The organism is Pseudomonas sp. MWU318, from assembly GCF_016756945.1.
Lineage (GTDB): Bacteria > Pseudomonadota > Gammaproteobacteria > Pseudomonadales > Pseudomonadaceae > Aquipseudomonas > Aquipseudomonas putida_A.
Genome location: NZ_JAESJL010000007.1, coordinates 266,774 through 283,153, shown reverse-complemented (window position 1 = coordinate 283,153; position 16,380 = coordinate 266,774). Strand labels below are relative to the sequence as shown.

Sequence of the window (16,380 nt, the reverse complement as noted above, 5' to 3'; positions counted from 1 at the left end):
ATGCCGACGAGGCGGCCCGATGTGGAATTGAGACTGAGTCTGTTCGGCGTCAAACGCTCGATTTCCCTGAGCGGATTGGCCCGCTATCGCAATACCTGGGCCGTGCTTGGCGCATCGCTGTTGGTGATTCCGCTGACCCTGTGGCTGCTCGCCCCGGCGGCGGTGCCGGATCTGGCCCATGGCAATGTGTCCGGGGCCCGCGCGCTGGCGGCCGGATGGGCCAAGGGCGACATGATTGTGCTGGTGCGGCACGTCGAACGCTGCGATCACTCGCCGGCGCCGTGCCTGAGTGGCGACGACGGCATCACCGACCGCTCGCGCAGTGTTGCGGTTGGTGTCGGCGCACAGTTCGAGCATCTGGGCCTGAATAACGCCGATATCTACAACAGCCCGATGCTGCGCACCGTGCAGACCGCCGGTTACATGTTCAACCGCGCGGCCAGCGGCGAAGACTGGCTGATCAGCTGCAAGGGCCACATCCTGCAGGAAGCGCTGGCGCACAAGCTTCCGGGGCGCAACCTGATCCTGGTGACCCACAGCGAGTGCATGGCGGAGCTGGAAAAGGACTTGAATACGCCGGTTTCTGACCCTGGCTACGGCTCCTCACTGTTTGTGTCTGCCGCAAACAAAGCAGACCCGCGGGTGCTTGGCTTCATCGAAGCCTCCGACTGGCACTCAGTGAGCACCCGATGAACTGACGTTTGCCTAGCGTCAGCGCAAACAAAACCCGCCAGTGACGGCGGGTTTTTTATTGCCTGGCACGAAGGGCGTCAGTAGCCGACGAAGTAATACGCCTGACGCCCGACCATCATGGTCTTGAGCACTTTGAGTGGCGCGGCGGGTTCGCTGTCTGCCGAGATCACCGCGACGTTGGCGGGCGAGGCGCTGAGGAAATCGTGCAGTTGTGCGTCGGTGTCCAGGCCCTTGAGCACGTGTTGCGTGTAGAACACGCTGGCGCCGCCAACCCGCTCATTGGCCTGGAACAGTGCGACCTGCTGACCGTTGGCCTGCAAGCTCTGAATGTGTTCGGTCAACGGCAGGAACGACAGCTCCTTGTCGGCGTTGGGCAGTGCCCACTGCGCGGCGCCGAGGTAGCTGGCGATCACCACTGTGAGCAGTCCTGCGGCAATTGCCTGACGATGACGGGCGACTTTTCCGATGAAACGGTCAGTGGTTTCGCGCGCCTGCAGGCGCTCGAACAACACGCGCACGTACTCGGCGGCAATCACCGCCGCCGCCGGGGTCATCGACATCAGGTACACCGTGCGCTTGCTCGAAGCCAGGGTCAGCATGATGAACTGCGCCACGATCCACAGGCTGAAAAACAGCAGGTAACGGTTGGCCTTCAGCTCCTTGCGGAAATGCCACAGCCCCAGATACACCAGAATGTTCCACGGCAGGAATGCTTCGGGCAGTTTGGCCAGATAGTAATAGAACGGCTCGTAATGCCCGGCCTCGACGAACGAGCCGCTGAAGCGACCGACGCTGTTGGTCAGCAGCACTTCAGCGACAGCGTGCGAACCACCGCGTTGATAGAGCACGGCGAGCCAGATCAGCAACGGAATCAGACCCACCGCCGTCAGCAGGCCGGGACGCAGCCAGGCGCCGATCTTCAGGCGTTTGTCGATCAGGTTGTCGGCCAGCAGGTAGGCAAAAATCACCACCCCGGGCATCGCCAGGCCGAGCACGCCTTTGCTCAACGTAGCGATGGCGATCCCGACTATAAACAGCAGCGAGCTACCGGCGTTCGGTGCGCGTTGCGCCTGAAAGAACGCCAGCAGCGCGGTGGTTACGCCGAGCGCCAGCAGTGCATCTTCGCCGACCCCGCGCACGTTGCTCCAGTAGCTGGCCATGGTCGCCAGCAGAATCCCCGCCGTCCACGCGACCGCTTTCGGGCGTCCGAAACGGCGCAACATGCCGTACAGCAGCATCACGCTGAGCAACCCGGCCACCGCCGACGCCAGCCGCACCGCCCACGGCGAAACGCCGAACACGCGCATGGCGCCAGCATCCAGCCACAGGCTCAGCGGCGGTTTTTCCAGAAATGGTTCGCCGAACAGGCGCGGCGTCACCCAGTCATCGTCCAGATGCATCTCCATGGCGATCCCGGCGACCCGGGCTTCGGTGGAGCCTTGCAACTGGTGGTTACCCAAAGCGAAAAAAAACAGCAGGGCGGCGAGTAGAAACAGGGAGGTGGCGGCACGCGGCATGGATTTCAGGCAACCGGAAAGGGCAGGAGCCTTGAGCATACTTCGCCAATGCTTAACAAATTGTGAAACTCACGCCAGTTGACGCGACCAACGCTTCTCCGGCGTTTCAAACAGCGGATTGACCAGCGCCGTCAGCACATGGTCCTGCCAGCGCCCGGCGATGTTGAGGTAGGCCTTGGCGTAGCCCTCGCGTTCGAAACCCAGGCGCTCCAGCAAGCGCGCGCTGCGCTCGTTGCAGGGCATGTAATTGGCCATGATCCGGTGCAGGTTCTGCGTGTCGAACATATAGCCGATGCCGGCCTCCAGGCCTTCCTGCATCAAACCCTGACCCTGATGCGCGTGGTCAATGTGATAACCCAGATAACACGCCTGAAATGCACCGCGAATGATCCCGCTGAAATTGCACGCGCCGATCATCTGTTGGCCGTCCGCCGTCAGCAGGGCGAAATGCATCGCCAGCCCGGCCTCGAAAGCACTGGCCTGAACTTCAAGGCGTCGGCGAATCTGCTCGGTGGAAAAGTATTCGGTGGTGCGGATCGGCGACCATGGCGCGAGGTGGCGCTGGTTGCGTGCATAGAAGTCACTTTCCAGCTCGGCCTGTTCCGGGGCGAGGATGGCGAGCGTCAGGCGTTGGCATGGCAAGGTCAGCAGCGGCATCGGGCGCTCCGGAGGGCAGGGTCGATGGACAGGATTGCCTAGGAGATGGAAAAAAACAAACCGCGCTGGCGCTCTGTAAATTTCTTTGGTGGAGTGCACAGGGTTATCGACTGCGGCATTTCTGGGGTTGGAGGAACAAGCAATGGAATTTGCATTGACGGTGAATGGATTGGCACTGTGTGTTCGGGCACCGGACCCAGCGCTGGTCGCTCCGGTGCGGGAGGCGCTGAACGCAAGTTACCGTGAGCATGCGCCTTTTCTCGAGTGGGCGGTTGAACACACCAGTGAGGAGCGGGCGCTGTCGTCCATGCTGCAGGCGCGGGATGATTTCGCCAGCGAGACCGGTGAGCGGCGCTTATTCATCGTGACTGAAGACGGACAAGCCGTCGTTGGCTGCATCGGCCTCGTGCCGCGTCGACGCAAGCGTTATGTCGTCGGTTATTGGGCCAACAGCGCGTTTGCCGGCAAGGGCTACATGCGCGAAGTGCTCCAGCAACTGGTCAGGCGCCTGCCTGAGTGCACCTTTTACCTGACCACATCGTCGGCCAACAGCCGCAGTCAGCGTCTGGCTGAAGCGGCGGGATTTACGCTGATCAGGGTTCACCCAGAGGCGCGGCAATCGTCACAGCACGGCGTGCAGGACACTTGGGTGTATCGCTTCGGCAGCAAACGCCAGACAAAAAAAAGCCCGCGGGAGAGCGCGGGCGAACCGTAGTTTCTTGAATGAGCGAGCGGACTGTACCGTGTTGATCGAACGGGGGCAGTGAAGAAAAATTCATCTCGGCAGCGACCGCTCTGCAACGCATCAAGGCAAGTGATCCGCAGCGAAATCGGCTTCCGAACGTGCCCGTAGCCGACCCTTGCGACAGGCCTGTTGAAAGCGTTCGAAGTCGCGTTCGTTCTGCGCGGTGTAACTGCGGGCGTATTTGAACAGGGCGTCAGCCAAGGCATCGCCCTTGCCGATGTAGCCGCTGATGACCGCCGCATTACCCGAGGCTTTGGCGTGCGCTCGGGCCAGCGCGCGACCACAGACCCGTGCATAGGCGGCGAAGGTTTCGGCGTCGAAGTTTTCCAGCTCAGCGGAGATCTTCATGTCGCGCAACTGCCGCACATAGAAATGCCGACCGTTGGGACCGGTGGTCCAGCCGAGAAACAGATCGCTCGCCGACTGCATCAAGCGCTGCCCTTCGACCACCCGCTGGCCCTCATGGCGCGTGCGGGACTTGGCCTTCACATAGTCGGCGAGTACCGAGCGCCGCGCCTCCTTGAACTGCAGGAACAACGGAAACTCCTGATCGTCGGTCAGCAGCGCCACCAGACACCGAGTGCCGACACTGCCCACGCCGACCACTTTAAACGCCAAATCCTGCACGTGAAACCGCGAGAGCAATTCCCGCCGGTCAGCCTGCAGCGTGGTGCGATAGTCACGCATGAACGTATCGAACAACGGCCGCCAATCCGCCAGCCGCAGCCAGTCATCATCGGCGTCGAGCAGTGTGGTGTTCTTGTGCAGGTGGAAAATCTCCGGCAAATCGTCACGAATGACCAGCCGCCCATTCGCGTCGCGCTCGCTGATCTTCGGCAGCAACTCGGCGTGGGTGCGCCGCTCGGCTTTATCGACGGCACGCTGCACATGCTCCAACGCACTCTTGCGCGCCTGATCGAGCAAGTCTTCGTACTTGATCGATTCGTACCAGGTTTCCAGCGCACTCTGCTCGGCGCACTCCAGCATCGTCGCCTGATAGGCGCCCACCATCTGCCGGCACACCTCTTCCTGAACCGAATCACCATGGCGCAAATCACGGGTGGCGATCACAAAACTGGCCGCCAGACGCTTCAGATCCCACTCCCACGGCCCTGGGTGAGCCTCGTCGAAATCGTTGACGCTGAACAACAGATTGCGCTCGGGCGTGGCAAATCCGCCGAAATTCATCAAATGCGCGTCACCGCAGATTGGCCCGACCAGCCCCATGTTCTCGGTGTCCGACAGATCGTGCGCCTGCACCAACGCGTTGCCGCGAAAGAAGGCGAACGGCGACACCAGCATCCGTCCGTAACGCAGTTCCACCAGCGAGGCGACGCGGCCCTGACTGGAGGCCTTGATCAGCGGGATCGGATCGCGGTTCATTTTGCCGGTGGTGGCGTGGGCGCTGCGCGAGCAATGCTTGCGGGCGCTCTTGCCTTGCTTCATGCGGGTTTGGAGGGTTGTCATGGGGGCTCGTCGTGGCAGTGGGGGCGGTGTGAGTGTAGAAGTGGTTCAGGGGTTTATCCGCCGGCGACAATGAGCGATGTCACTTCAGAACTCCGTCACTTTGTCCTCGCGCCAGATCGAGCATCGTCATTAACCAGCTTCAGAGACAAGTCGTACTTGGCCACTTCATTACGTCGCGCGGCGTTGCGCATGAGGTAGACCTGAACCGTGTACTCGCCATCACTGGGCAATGGACCGAGGAAGTGATTGCCCATGATCGAGCCGTTGAACAGCGCGTAATCGGCACCCTTGGCGAGGATGTTGAAGTAAGCGGAGGCGTTGGACGGTTTGAAGTCGACGGTCAGTATCTGGCCGGCCTTGGCGTTGAATGTGTACTGCGCGGTCTGGTCACCCTTGATCGACTGTTTGCGCTGGACGCTGTCGACACTGGTTGTGAACGCGATCGGTTCGACGTGCACGGTGGGGGCGTCGGCCGCATGGACGGACAAGGAAATCAGCGCGGCCAGCGCTGCGGCAATCAAGCTCTTCATCTTCAACTCCATTACATCTCGATGTTCGCAGCATAGAGCCTGCTTCGAGCGACCGCCCAGAGATTGCGCGGATTAAATGTTGCTGGATTTGAGCACGTGCCAGAGGTGATGTTCGCTGACACGAATCAGCTGTTCACATAATTCTCACCTGATTTTTTCTATGATAGGAGCCGGTATTCCATCGGCCCGAGCGAGTGATCCCGGCATGAATGTGAGCGTTCTCTACGCATTGATTGCGGCAGCGCTGTTTGGCGCCAGTACACCCCTCGCCAAACTGCTGGGGGTACAGATTTCGCCGATTCTGCTGGCCGGGTTGCTCTATCTCGGTAGCGGTCTGGGCTTGACCGTCCTGCGTTTTGCCCGCGATCGTGGCTGGAAACCCTCCGGGCTCGGCACCGGTGAATGGCCATGGCTGCTCGGTGCCATCGGCTTCGGCGGAGTGCTGGCGCCGGTGGCGCTGATGTTCGGTCTGACCCGAACGTCCGGCGAGAGCGCGTCACTGATGCTCAACCTCGAATCAGTGCTCACGGCGCTGCTGGCGTGGGTGGTGTTCAAGGAAAATGCCGACCGACGAATCGTGATCGGCATGCTCGCCATCGTCGCCGGCGGTGTTGTGCTGTCCTGGCCACAAGAGGCCGTCTCGGCGCAAGACTGGACCGGCCCACTGGCCGTGGCCTTCGCCTGCTTTTGCTGGGCCATCGACAACAACCTCACTCGTAAAGTCTCGGCCTCGGACGCATTGTTCATCGCCGGCAGCAAAGGCCTCGTGGCCGGTCTGGTCAACTGCACACTGGCCCTGTTCATCGGCACCCAACTACCCGCCGCCACCTCGCTGGTGCCGATCATGCTGGTCGGCTTTCTCGGCTACGGCGTCAGCCTGGTAATGTTCGTCCTCGCCCTGCGCGGCCTCGGCAGCGCACGCACCGGCGCCTACTTTTCCACCGCACCGTTTCTCGGCGCAGGCATCTCGATTCTGCTGCTGGGCGAATCGATATCGCTGATGTTCCTGCTCGCAGCGGCGTTAATGGCCGTGGGGGTATGGATTCATCTGATGGAAAACCATGTTCATGAGCATCAGCACGAACTGCTTGAGCATGATCATCGGCATACACACGATGAGCATCACCAGCACACGCATGGGTTTGAGTGGGATGGGGTGGAGCCGCATAGCCATCCGCATGTGCATGCGCCGATGCGGCACAGTCATGCGCATTTTCCGGATGTGCATCATCGGCATGGGCATTGATTGAAACTCTGAAGTCTGTCGATTGATGTCATTGTGATATCGTCCCTGTCGATTTCTTCAGTCTTTCATTCGAGTCATTCCATGAAACCAATTTTCCTGTTGTTGCCCATTGTGGCCCTTTTTTCTGCTTTCAGCGTTGCCGCTGCACCTTCGCCGGTGGCGTCGTTTGCCGCTTGTGACGATCATTCCCTGGCAGTCGTGCAATCACCTTTGTTCAAGGATCTGGTGCCGAGCACTGTCGAAAATGGCCAGATCAAATTGTCCGGCGGCACCAAAAGCGATATGGGGCAGCGCTGGATGTTCGCCAAGCCGGTCGAAATTGACGGCATGTCGTTGACCGGCTTCTACGCCGAAGATACAGACCTGATGGGCACTCGCATCATCAGTTGGGGGTTCTACGCCAAACAGACGCCGAATGAACTCCACACCCAGTTGGAAAAAGCGGGCGGGCCGCGTATGGACATGTCGCAGGGACTCTACGCACGCGCGGAAATCTGGTCCCACGGCAAATCCAACTGGCAGCCGGAAGACCCATCCGCAACGGCGGGCAAGCTGGTTGTCGACAGTGCCGAGCGCGTGTTCCTGATCGAGCCTGCTCCGCAAGAGCTGACGACTGGCAGCAAGGGGATGTTTACCTGCTCGATTCAAGGCAAGGTCAATGAGGCAATGCTCAAATCCAGTCGTCCGGATCTGCTCAGCGCGGCTCATTGATTTTGATGAATGCAGGTACAAAAAAGGACGACATCGTGTCGTCCTTTTTTGTGAGTAGGCAGAGCATTGCCAGGGTTGTCGAGTTTGATCGCCTGCAGGCTGTGGGTTTGTGTGCCCGGTTTGGCTGATGTCCAGATGCGACAAAGCCCGCACTAGGCGGGCTTTGTCGTTGAAAGTTGGTGGAGCCGGGGGGATTTGAACCCCCGTCCGCCAGTGCTCCGCTGTCGGTACTACATGCGTAGCCGTGTCTATTAAGTTAACCCTCAGCGACCCGACGGGCAGGGTGCTTTGGGCGAGTTGTGTAAGTTTTAGCCGCTTCGTCCACAACGTACTGCACGGCGATTCTGTTCTATATGACAATCATTTCGGGTTTACAGACATCCCCTGATGATTGCTGGGCCCGAAGGCACCAGGAGTGCATGTCAGCTGCAATTAAGCAGCGAGAGCAGCACCGTATTGGTCGTCATTGGCAACTATAAGAAGTTGCAACAGTGGATTTACGACTTCTGTTACCAAGTCGGCATGCACCTAAAGTTTCGTCACCGGCGTCGAATCCTAATCGGCCCCGAACTCATTGCCTCGTACATCGGATGAGGCAACAAGCCTGCGCAGTGTACGCCAAACGGCCCACGAGGCCAACCCGAAGGTTGGCCGGGGCGTGAATCAGTTGTTGGTGCCGGTGGATTTACGCAGTTCTATGATGGTTTGCGAGGTTTCCGCTACGCAGTCATCAATCTTGCCCTGGGCTTTCAGCGCCTGTGCCTTGCTCACACTGGCTTCGGCACGCTGACTGAGTTCCGGGTTCGCTGACAGCTGGCCCTTGGCATTGTTGATGGTCTGGATATTGGCATCGCACAGGTCGGCAGGTTTGTCGGCGGCGAACGAGGTGGAGGCCATCATCGAGGCAGTAACGAACAGACCTAACAGTACAGAACGTTTCATGTGTATCTCCTTGAACTGAGGGATCCAGACTGCGCTGGCCGTCAGGACGGGCAACCGAGTGGAAGAAAAGCCCCGATTTTCGGGGTCTGTTCTGTGGACTACGGTCGCACGCAAGGGTTCTATTTTTCTTCAGCAGGCCTTGGCCCGGGTCACCCGATCCACCAGATAGACCAGTCCGTGATAGTCGATGTCGCCGTGTTGCGTCAGGCCGATCTCACAGGTGCGGCTGGTGGAAATGCCTTCGCTGCAATGTTGCACCGCGTCCTTGAGGGTGCGCAGCGAATGGCTGTTCAACTCCGGGGTGGTGAAGCCCTTGTCACCGGCAAACCCGCAGCAATGAATGCCTTCCGGAATCACCACGGTTTTGCTGCATTTGCGCGCCAGATCGATCAGCGCCTGGCTCTCGCCCAGATGCTGGGTGCTGCAGGTCACATGAACCGCAATCGGTGCCTCTTGCGGGGTGAACTCCAGTCGATCGAGAAGATGCGTACGAATGAAGCGCACCGGGTCGTACAGATCCAGGCGCACATTTCCCACGTCCTGCACCAGGCGCAAGGTGCAGGGGCTGGTGTCGCAATAGATCGGATCGAGCCCGCCACGACTGGCATGGAGGAGGGCGCTGATCAGTTCTTGGCGTTTGTGTTCGGCCTGCTCGGCGTAGCCTTTGGAGGCAAACGGCTGACCGCAGCAGAGGTTGTCCTGATTGTCCGGGAACACCACTTGGTAACCGGCCTTTTCCAGTAGGCCACGGGTTTTGTCGTACAGCGACATTTGCTCTTTGTCGCCGGCTGCCGGGCCCATCACCCGCGAAACGCAGGCTGCCAGATAGACCACGCGCGGACGTTGATCCGACACACTCGGGCTGAAGCGAATGGCTTTTTCCGGTTGCGGCATCGCGTTGGTCCACAGCGGTACCTGACCTTTGGACAAGCGTGTCAGGGTCGCCGAAAGCTTGGCCAGACGCGGTGCGCCAAGCAGCATTCGTGCGCCGTTGGCCACGTGCAAGGTGAAACGAGCGCCTTGCAGGGTCTTGGCGAAATTTCCTTCGATCCAGTCAGCGGTTTTCTGATGCGTGGCGTTGCGGGCGCGGAGCTTTTTCACCAACTCGCCGGTATTGATGCCTACGGGGCAACGCTGAGCGCACAAACCTGTCGCCGCACAGGTTTCGATGCCTTGATACTCGTAGGCTTGTTCCAGCTCGGTGGTGTCAACGCCGGCGCGTTTTTTCGCCTGAATGTCACGCCAGATCACGATGCGCTGGCGCGGACTCAGGGTCAGGCCTTTCGACGGGCAGACCGGTTCGCAGAAGCCGCACTCGATGCATTTATCAACAATCTCGTCCGCTGCCGGCAGCGGTTTCAGGTGCTTGAGGTGAATCTGCGGATCTTCGCTGAGCACCACGTCCGGGTTGAGGATGCCGTTGGGATCGAGCAGACGTTTAAGCTGCCACATCAACTGATAGGCATCGCTGCCCCATTCCAGCTCAACGAACGGCGCCATGTTGCGCCCGGTGCCGTGTTCGGCCTTCAGCGAACCGCCGAACTCCACCGCCACCAGTTGCGCGACGTCGTCCATGAACGCTTGATAGCGTGCGACTTCTTCCGGGCTGTTGAAGCCTTGGGTGAAGACGAAGTGCAGATTGCCTTCCAGTGCGTGTCCGAAAAGGATCGCTTCATCGTAGGAATGTTTGTCGAACAGCGCGATCAGTCGATTGACGCCGATGGCCAGTTGCTCGACCGGGAAGGTCACGTCTTCGATGATCACCGTGGTGCCGGTTTTACGCACGGCGCCGACAGCGGGGAAGGTGTCCTTGCGGATGGCCCAGAGTTTGGCGTTCTCGGCCGGGTCTTCAGTGAAATCGACCTGTTTTTCCACCGGGAAACTGGCCAGCGAAGCCATGATCTGCGCTAGTTGTTCCTGTAGCAAAGTGGAAGAGGCGGCGCGGGATTCGATCAGCAGCGCGCAGGCATTGTTCGACAGATGTTGTACGAAATTCGGCATGCCCGGTTTGTCCTGCACCGAACGCAGACTGCGCCGGTCCAGCAGTTCTACCGCCGACACCGGTTGGCTTTTCAGCACGGTGACCGCGTTGCAGCAGGTTTCCACATCCGGGAACACAATCAGCGCCGAGGCCTTGTGCGGGTGATCGATCACCGTGTCGTAGGTCACCGCGCTGATGAAGCCAAGGGTGCCTTCGGAACCGACCAGCAGGTGGCTCAAGATATCCACAGGCTCGTCGAAATCCACCAAGGCGTTGAGTGACAGGCCGGTGGTATTTTTCAGACGGTATTTGTGGCGGACTCTCGCGGCCAGTTCGGCATTGGCGCGGGTCTCGCGGCTTAATGTCGCCAGGCGCTCCAGCAGATCGCTGTGGCTGACGCGGAAAGCGGCGACGCTGGCGGCGTCTTCGGTGTCGAGACGGGTGCCGTCGGCGAGTACCAGGCGGATCCCGGCCAGGGTGTGGTAGGTGTTTTGCGCGGTGCCGCAGCACATGCCGCTGGCGTTGTTGGCGACGATGCCGCCAATCTTGCAGGCGTTGATCGACGCCGGGTCGGGGCCGATCTTGCGCCCGAACGGTGCCAGCCACGCGTTGGCCTGCGCGCCGATCACGCCCGGTTGCAGGCGAATCTGCATGCCCTGGCCGCGAATCTCGCGAGCGTTCCAGTTATCCCCCAGCACAATCAGCACCGAATCGCTGATCGCCTGCCCGGAAAGGCTGGTGCCGGCGGCGCGGAAGGTCACCGGGACTTGATCGCGCTGGGCCAGTTTCAGCAGCGCCACCACTTCGTCTTCGGACTCGACGCGGATCACCAGTTTGGGAATCAGCCGATAAAAACTGGCGTCGGTGCCGAAGGCCAAGGTCGACAGTGGATCGTCGAAACGGCGATCCGCAGGAATCAGTTGCTGCGCATCACGCAGGAAATTCACCGGAAGCGTCATTGGTCCTCCAGGATCAGTACCACCAGATCTTTCGGGCCGTGGGCGCCGTAGGCCAGCACTTGTTCGATGTCGGCAGTTTTCGACGGGCCGGACACCAGCAGCGCGTTGGTCGGCATGCCTTGGGCCCACTCGAATTCCTGTTGCACTTGATAGAAGTTGTCGCGGATTTCGCTGGCCTTGAGCAGGGCGAAATGCACCGGCGGCACCAGACTCATCAATCGCGGCTCTTCACGAGTGGGCCAGAGGATCAGGCTACCGGTCGCGGCGATGGCGCCGAGGGTGCCGGTGAGGCTGGCCGGGGTGTCGTTGAACAGCTCGGCTTTCCATTCTTCCATCGGCCGGTTGTAGGACTTCAGCGTCGGCAGATCAGGATTGTTCGCCCAGTGTTGTGTGATGCGCTGCCCATGGGGTGTAGTCGGTGCGATCAGCAGGCTCGGTAGCTGACGGTCACGCAGCAATTGCGCGAGCAGCACCGGCCAGTCTGCGTCAGAGGTCAGATGGATTTCAGTGTGTACCGCTTCCATCAGTTTGCGCAGCTGCGGGATGCGTTGCTCGGTGCTGTAGGTGTAAGGCTGGGTCACCAGATCGACGTCGAACTCGTCGGCAATCGGTGTGGCGCCGGTCAGACTTTTCCGTAGCTTGGCGAGGATGTTTTGCTTGGCGCTCATCAGCGATCTCCCTGTTTGGCCAGATGCTCGCTGGCCATGTCGTGCAGTGAGCGGGCGGCGGGTTTCGGTGCGCTGTGGTTTTGCGTCCATGGCCCGACATTGCTCGGGGTCAGGGCGCGCAGGCGCGTGGCGAAGAACCCGAACAAGCGATACAGCGTCGGCGAGCTGTTGAGTTTCGCCCAGGCGTTCCAGATGAAGCGTTCCTTGCGCGAATACTTGCTGCCTTGGCCGCGCATCACTTGATGCGGCGAGTCCGGGGCTTTGACGTTTTCTTCGCGCAGGCGCCGCAGGATCGCCGGGATAGGAATTTTCACCGGGCACACTTCACCGCAGGCGCCGCACAGCGACGAAGCGCTCGGGTGATCCGGGACTTTCGCCAGACCGACCATGTGCGGGGTGATGATTTTGCCTATCGGTCCCGGGTACACCTCGCCATAGGTGTGACCACCGACGCGGGTGTAAACCGGGCAATGGTTCATGCAGGCGCCGCAGCGGATGCAGTTGAGGGTCTGGCGCAGTTCGCTGTCGGCAAAGGCCTGGCTGCGACCGTTATCGAGCAGCACCAGATGCACTTCTTGCGGGCCGTCGAGTTCATGTTCCTTGCGCGGGCCGGAGATCATGTTGACGTAAGTTGTGATCGGAATGCCCAGCGCCGAGCGGGTCAGCAGCGACAGCAGTGGCACTACGTCGCGCAGGTTTTCCACAACCTTTTCGATGCCAGTGACGGCGATGTGCACCGGCGGCACGGTGGTGGTCATGCGTCCGTTGCCTTCGTTTTCCACCAGCAGCAGGGTGCCGGTTTCGGCCACGGCGAAGTTGACGCCGGAAACGCCGATGTCCGCTTCGAAGAATTTCTGCCGCAGGACTCTGCGACCGATCTGAATGAGTTGGTCAACGTCCTTGGTGTACTCCACGCCAAGTTTGTCGTGGAACAAGGACGCGACCTGACCGGCATTCTTGTGGATCGCCGGCATAATGATGTGTGAAGGCTTCTCGTGGTCGAGCTGGACGATGTATTCCCCCATGTCGGACTCCAGGCATTCAACACCTTGAGCCTCGAGGAAATGGTTCATCTCCATCTCTTCGCTGACCATCGATTTGCCCTTGATCACTTGCCGCGCCTCGTGAGCGCGGATGATCGAAAGGACGATGCCATTGGCTTCGTCCACCGTTTCCGCCCAGTGCACTGTCACACCGTTGCGGGTCAGGTTCTGTTCCAGTTGCTCGAGCAAGTCGGGCAACTTGGAGAGCGCACGCGCCCTGATCGAGTTGCCCAGGGCGCGCAAGTGTTCTCTTTCGTGGGCATCGCTGAAAGCCGCTGCCCGCTTGGTCATCAGTGAATCCATCGCAGTGCGGAAGTTGTTCCGTAGCTGCTGATCACCCAAGGCGTTGTGTGCTCGGGTGCGGAAATCTTCTTCTACGGCAACCGTAGGAATAATCGTCGAGGTGCTCATTGCGCACCTCCGGTTCGTTGCCACAGAAAGCTGGCGAGATGTTGCCCGCGCAGCGCTTCCTTTTGTTTCTCCAATGCGCCGTTGATGTTCATCAAGCAGCCACAGTCGGCGCTCAACACCTTATGCGCACCGGATTCCTTCAACGCCCGGGTCTTGTCCGCCACCATCGCGCCGGAAATATCTGGCATACGGACGCTGAATGTCCCACCGAAGCCACAGCATTCGCTTTCGTGGTCGTGGTTGACCCGTTCCACGTTGCTCAACTGCGCCAACAACTCGCGGCCATGCAGGTGGGTGTTCATTTCGCGGCGTGCCGAACACGAGGTGTGCAGCGCGACTTTGACTGGCTCGCCGCTGTCCTTGAGCTGCACTTTGCAGACGAACAGCAGGAACTCGGCCAGCTCATAGGTGCGGGCCGCGAGTGCCTGCACCTGTTTCAACGTTTGCGGCTCGTCCTTGAACAAGTCGGCGTAATGCTCGCGCAGCATGCCCGCGCAGGAACCCGACGGCACCACCACCGGATAATCCCCGGCAAACAGCGCCAGTTGCGAGCGCGCCACCGTCCGCGCCTGCTCGGTGTAACCCGAGGTGTAGGCCGGTTGCCCGCAGCAGCTCTGCCCCTGCGGGTACTCGACGCGGATGCCTTCGCGCTCCAGCAAGTGGATCGCGTCCATCCCGGCTTCGGGGTAGAACAGGTCGACCACGCAGGTGCCGAACAGGTAGACCCGCGACGGTTTCTCGCTGGGGTACTGCCGAGGTTCGGGCAGTGGCGGTGCGACGCGGGTGGCGTTGGGCACAGCGTTGTAAAAAAGCTCGCTCATCAGGCGTGTCTCCGGGTGGGCCCGGTTATCCGTCTGTTGAGACTGCTGAATATAAAGAGCCTTGCTTTCAGCAGCCTTACAGACCGGGGTGTGAATTGCTGACGCCGGAATCACCAGCCGGCGTCGGTTATTTCCGTTTTGTTTATAGGTTTAGTGCACCAGCATGCCGGTGAACCAGTAGGCCTGGGCCAGAGTGATCAGGCCGACAATCGTGGCAAAGAATAGGCTGTGCTTGAGAGTGAAGCGGAACAGATCCGATTCCTTACCCACCAGCCCGGTCGCGGCGCAGGCAACGGCGATCGATTGTGGCGAGATCATCTTGCCGGTCACACCGCCGCTGGTATTGGCGGCTACCAGCAGGGTGTCATTGACACCGATCTGGTGCGCGGTGGTCGCCTGCAGCGAACTGAACAGCGCGTTGGACGAGGTATCCGAGCCGGTGAGGAACACGCCCAGCCAGCCGAGGAACGGCGAGAAGAACGGGAAGGCTGCGCCGGTCGCGGCCAATACCAGAGCCATGGTCGAAGACATGCCCGAGTAGTTGGTGACGAAGGCGAAGGCCAGCACCATGCCGATCGACAGGATTGGCCAGCGCAGTTCGTAGAAGGTCTCTTTAAAAGTGGTCAGACCAGTTTTGAAGTTGATCTTCAGCACCAGCATCGAGACCAGCGCCGAGAAGAAAATTGCTGTACCGGTTGCGGAAATCGGATCGAGTTTGAACACCGCAGGAATCGCGGTCGGGGTGGCGACGATCGGCGCGGTCTTGATCACCAGTTGATCAAGGTGCGGGATGGCGAAGTTGAATACCCAGGCGTACATCGATCCGCCGGCGGCGAACATGGCTTTGAAGGGTTTGAGGGTCCAGATGGTCACCAGCACGGTGAGGATCAGGAACGGCGACCACGCTTTGAAAATTTCCCCAAGACTGTAAGGCGAAGCGACGGTGGTGCGCTTCTGGCCGAAACCGCCGACGCTGGCGGTAATCGCTGCGCTCGAGGTGGCGCCGGCGATCTGTGCACCGGCGGTGCGTTTTGGCTGCCAGACTTTAAGGAACAGAGTCAGGGAAATCAGGCTGGCCAGGGCCGAGGTGATGTCCGGCAGCTCCGGGCCGATGAAGTTCGAAGTGAAGTACTGGGTCACGGCGAAACTCAGGCCTGCGACCAGTGCTGCCGGCCAGGTTTCACGCACGCCACGCAGGCCGTCCATCATGAACACCAACCAGAACGGCACGAACAGCGACAGCAGTGGCAGTTGGCGGCCGGTCATGGCGCCGATCTTGAACGCGTCGATGCCGGTCACTTGCCCGGCAACAATGATTGGAATGCCCAGTGCGCCAAACGCCACTGGCGCGGTGTTGGCAATCAGGCACAGGCCGGCGGCGTACAGCGGATTGAAGCCGAGGCCGACCAGCAGCGCGGCGGTGATCGCTACAGGCGCGCCGAAGCCGGCAGCACCTTCAAGGAACGCACCGAAGCAGAAACCGATCAGCAACACCTGCAGACGCTGGTCGTCGGTAATCGACAGCACCGAACTGCGAATGACCTCGAACTGGCCACTCTTGACTGTCAGTTTGTAGAGGAACACCGCCGCGACAATGATCCAGGCAATCGGCCACAGACCGTAGGCAAAGCCGTATCCGGCGGCGGCGAAGGCCATGTCGACCGGCATGTGGAAGGCGAAAATCGCCACGGCAATCGACAGGGCGAGCGTGATGCTGCCGGCCACATGCCCCTTGAGGCGGAACACCGCCAGAGCCAGAAAGAAGAAAACGATGGGGATGACGGCCGCGAGTGCGGAGACGCCGAGACTGCCGAGCGGGGTATAGAGCTGTTGCCAGGTTTGCATATGGGGTGGCCCCTAATTGTTGTTGGTCAGGCACTGTCAGCGTTCTTGGTTAATTGGTAATACCAATTTACAATCGCTGTTGGCTAGGGTAAAAGCCTTGATGTCGGTGTGTCAATTTGTCGCCCTGAAACTTTTGTCGAATAA

General features: G+C 60.2%; 14 protein-coding genes and 1 other RNA gene. 4 read left to right on the top strand and 11 right to left on the bottom strand.

Annotated elements, in window-relative coordinates; translation table 11 throughout:
* The first annotated feature begins 21 nt into the window (after positions 1–21).
* Complete coding sequence (locus JN524_RS18375) at positions 22–693, top strand: histidine phosphatase family protein (RefSeq protein WP_202370241.1); 672 nt, start codon at positions 22–24, stop codon at positions 691–693.
* Between the two features lie 77 nt (positions 694–770).
* Here the strand turns inward: JN524_RS18375 and JN524_RS18370 are convergent, their stop codons facing one another.
* Positions 771–2,249: an ArnT family glycosyltransferase gene (locus JN524_RS18370; protein WP_202370240.1), complete on the bottom strand. Its 1,479-nt coding sequence runs from the start codon at positions 2,247–2,249 to the stop codon at positions 771–773.
* A 30-nt stretch (positions 2,250–2,279) separates the two neighbouring features.
* Positions 2,280–2,867: a ribosomal protein S5-alanine N-acetyltransferase gene (gene rimJ, locus JN524_RS18365; RefSeq protein ID WP_202370239.1), complete on the bottom strand. Its 588-nt coding sequence runs from the start codon at positions 2,865–2,867 to the stop codon at positions 2,280–2,282.
* 142 nt (positions 2,868–3,009) lie between these two features.
* Between rimJ and JN524_RS18360 the strand changes: the two genes are divergently transcribed.
* On the top strand, positions 3,010–3,582 hold the full coding sequence (locus JN524_RS18360; RefSeq protein WP_202370238.1) for a GNAT family N-acetyltransferase: 573 nt from the start codon (positions 3,010–3,012) through the stop codon (positions 3,580–3,582).
* Positions 3,583–3,672: 90 nt separating this feature from the next.
* Here JN524_RS18360 and JN524_RS18355 read toward each other — a convergent pair whose 3' ends face one another.
* Together JN524_RS18355 and JN524_RS18350 are read right to left on the bottom strand one after the other, a co-directional pair.
* Positions 3,673–5,079: a DUF2252 domain-containing protein gene (locus JN524_RS18355; protein ID WP_202370237.1), complete on the bottom strand. Its 1,407-nt coding sequence runs from the start codon at positions 5,077–5,079 to the stop codon at positions 3,673–3,675.
* 95 nt (positions 5,080–5,174) lie between these two features.
* Entirely contained in the window at positions 5,175–5,609 is a 435-nt protein-coding gene (locus tag JN524_RS18350; protein ID WP_202370236.1) for a hypothetical protein, read from the bottom strand.
* A gap of 205 nt (positions 5,610–5,814) precedes the next feature.
* Here JN524_RS18350 and JN524_RS18345 point away from each other — a divergent pair, with 205 nt between their 5' ends.
* Positions 5,815–6,855, top strand: coding sequence for a DMT family transporter (locus tag JN524_RS18345; protein WP_202370235.1), 1,041 nt, complete (start codon positions 5,815–5,817; stop codon positions 6,853–6,855).
* 33 nt (positions 6,856–6,888) lie between these two features.
* Positions 6,889–7,566 carry a hypothetical protein gene (locus JN524_RS18340; protein ID WP_337248661.1) on the top strand — a complete coding sequence of 226 codons (678 nt, stop codon included), beginning with the start codon at positions 6,889–6,891 and terminating at the stop codon, positions 7,564–7,566.
* A 177-nt stretch (positions 7,567–7,743) separates the two neighbouring features.
* Here the strand turns inward: JN524_RS18340 and ssrA are convergent.
* The 7 genes from ssrA to JN524_RS18305 form a co-directional block, all read right to left on the bottom strand.
* Positions 7,744–8,133: a transfer-messenger RNA gene (ssrA, locus tag JN524_RS18335) on the bottom strand.
* Positions 8,134–8,229: 96 nt separating this feature from the next.
* Positions 8,230–8,508 carry a hypothetical protein gene (locus tag JN524_RS18330; protein WP_007961392.1) on the bottom strand — a complete coding sequence of 93 codons (279 nt, stop codon included), beginning with the start codon at positions 8,506–8,508 and terminating at the stop codon, positions 8,230–8,232.
* A 129-nt stretch (positions 8,509–8,637) separates the two neighbouring features.
* A complete protein-coding gene (locus JN524_RS18325) occupies positions 8,638–11,448 on the bottom strand; it encodes an FAD-binding and (Fe-S)-binding domain-containing protein (protein ID WP_202370234.1) in 2,811 nt (936 codons plus the stop codon).
* Positions 11,445–12,116: a LutC/YkgG family protein gene (locus tag JN524_RS18320; RefSeq protein ID WP_202370233.1), complete on the bottom strand. Its 672-nt coding sequence runs from the start codon at positions 12,114–12,116 to the stop codon at positions 11,445–11,447. The genes JN524_RS18325 and JN524_RS18320 overlap by 4 nt, the downstream gene beginning before the upstream one ends.
* Positions 12,116–13,570, bottom strand: a complete 1,455-nt coding sequence (locus JN524_RS18315) for a LutB/LldF family L-lactate oxidation iron-sulfur protein (protein ID WP_202370232.1) — start codon at positions 13,568–13,570, stop codon at positions 12,116–12,118. The genes JN524_RS18320 and JN524_RS18315 overlap by 1 nt, the downstream gene beginning before the upstream one ends.
* Positions 13,567–14,391: a (Fe-S)-binding protein gene (locus tag JN524_RS18310; protein ID WP_202370231.1), complete on the bottom strand. Its 825-nt coding sequence runs from the start codon at positions 14,389–14,391 to the stop codon at positions 13,567–13,569. The genes JN524_RS18315 and JN524_RS18310 overlap by 4 nt, the downstream gene beginning before the upstream one ends.
* 150 nt (positions 14,392–14,541) lie before the next feature.
* The gene (locus tag JN524_RS18305; RefSeq protein WP_202370230.1) at positions 14,542–16,236 is read right to left on the bottom strand and encodes a lactate permease LctP family transporter; all 1,695 of its coding nucleotides are present in this window, start codon (positions 16,234–16,236) and stop codon (positions 14,542–14,544) included.
* Positions 16,237–16,380: the final 144 nt, after the last annotated feature.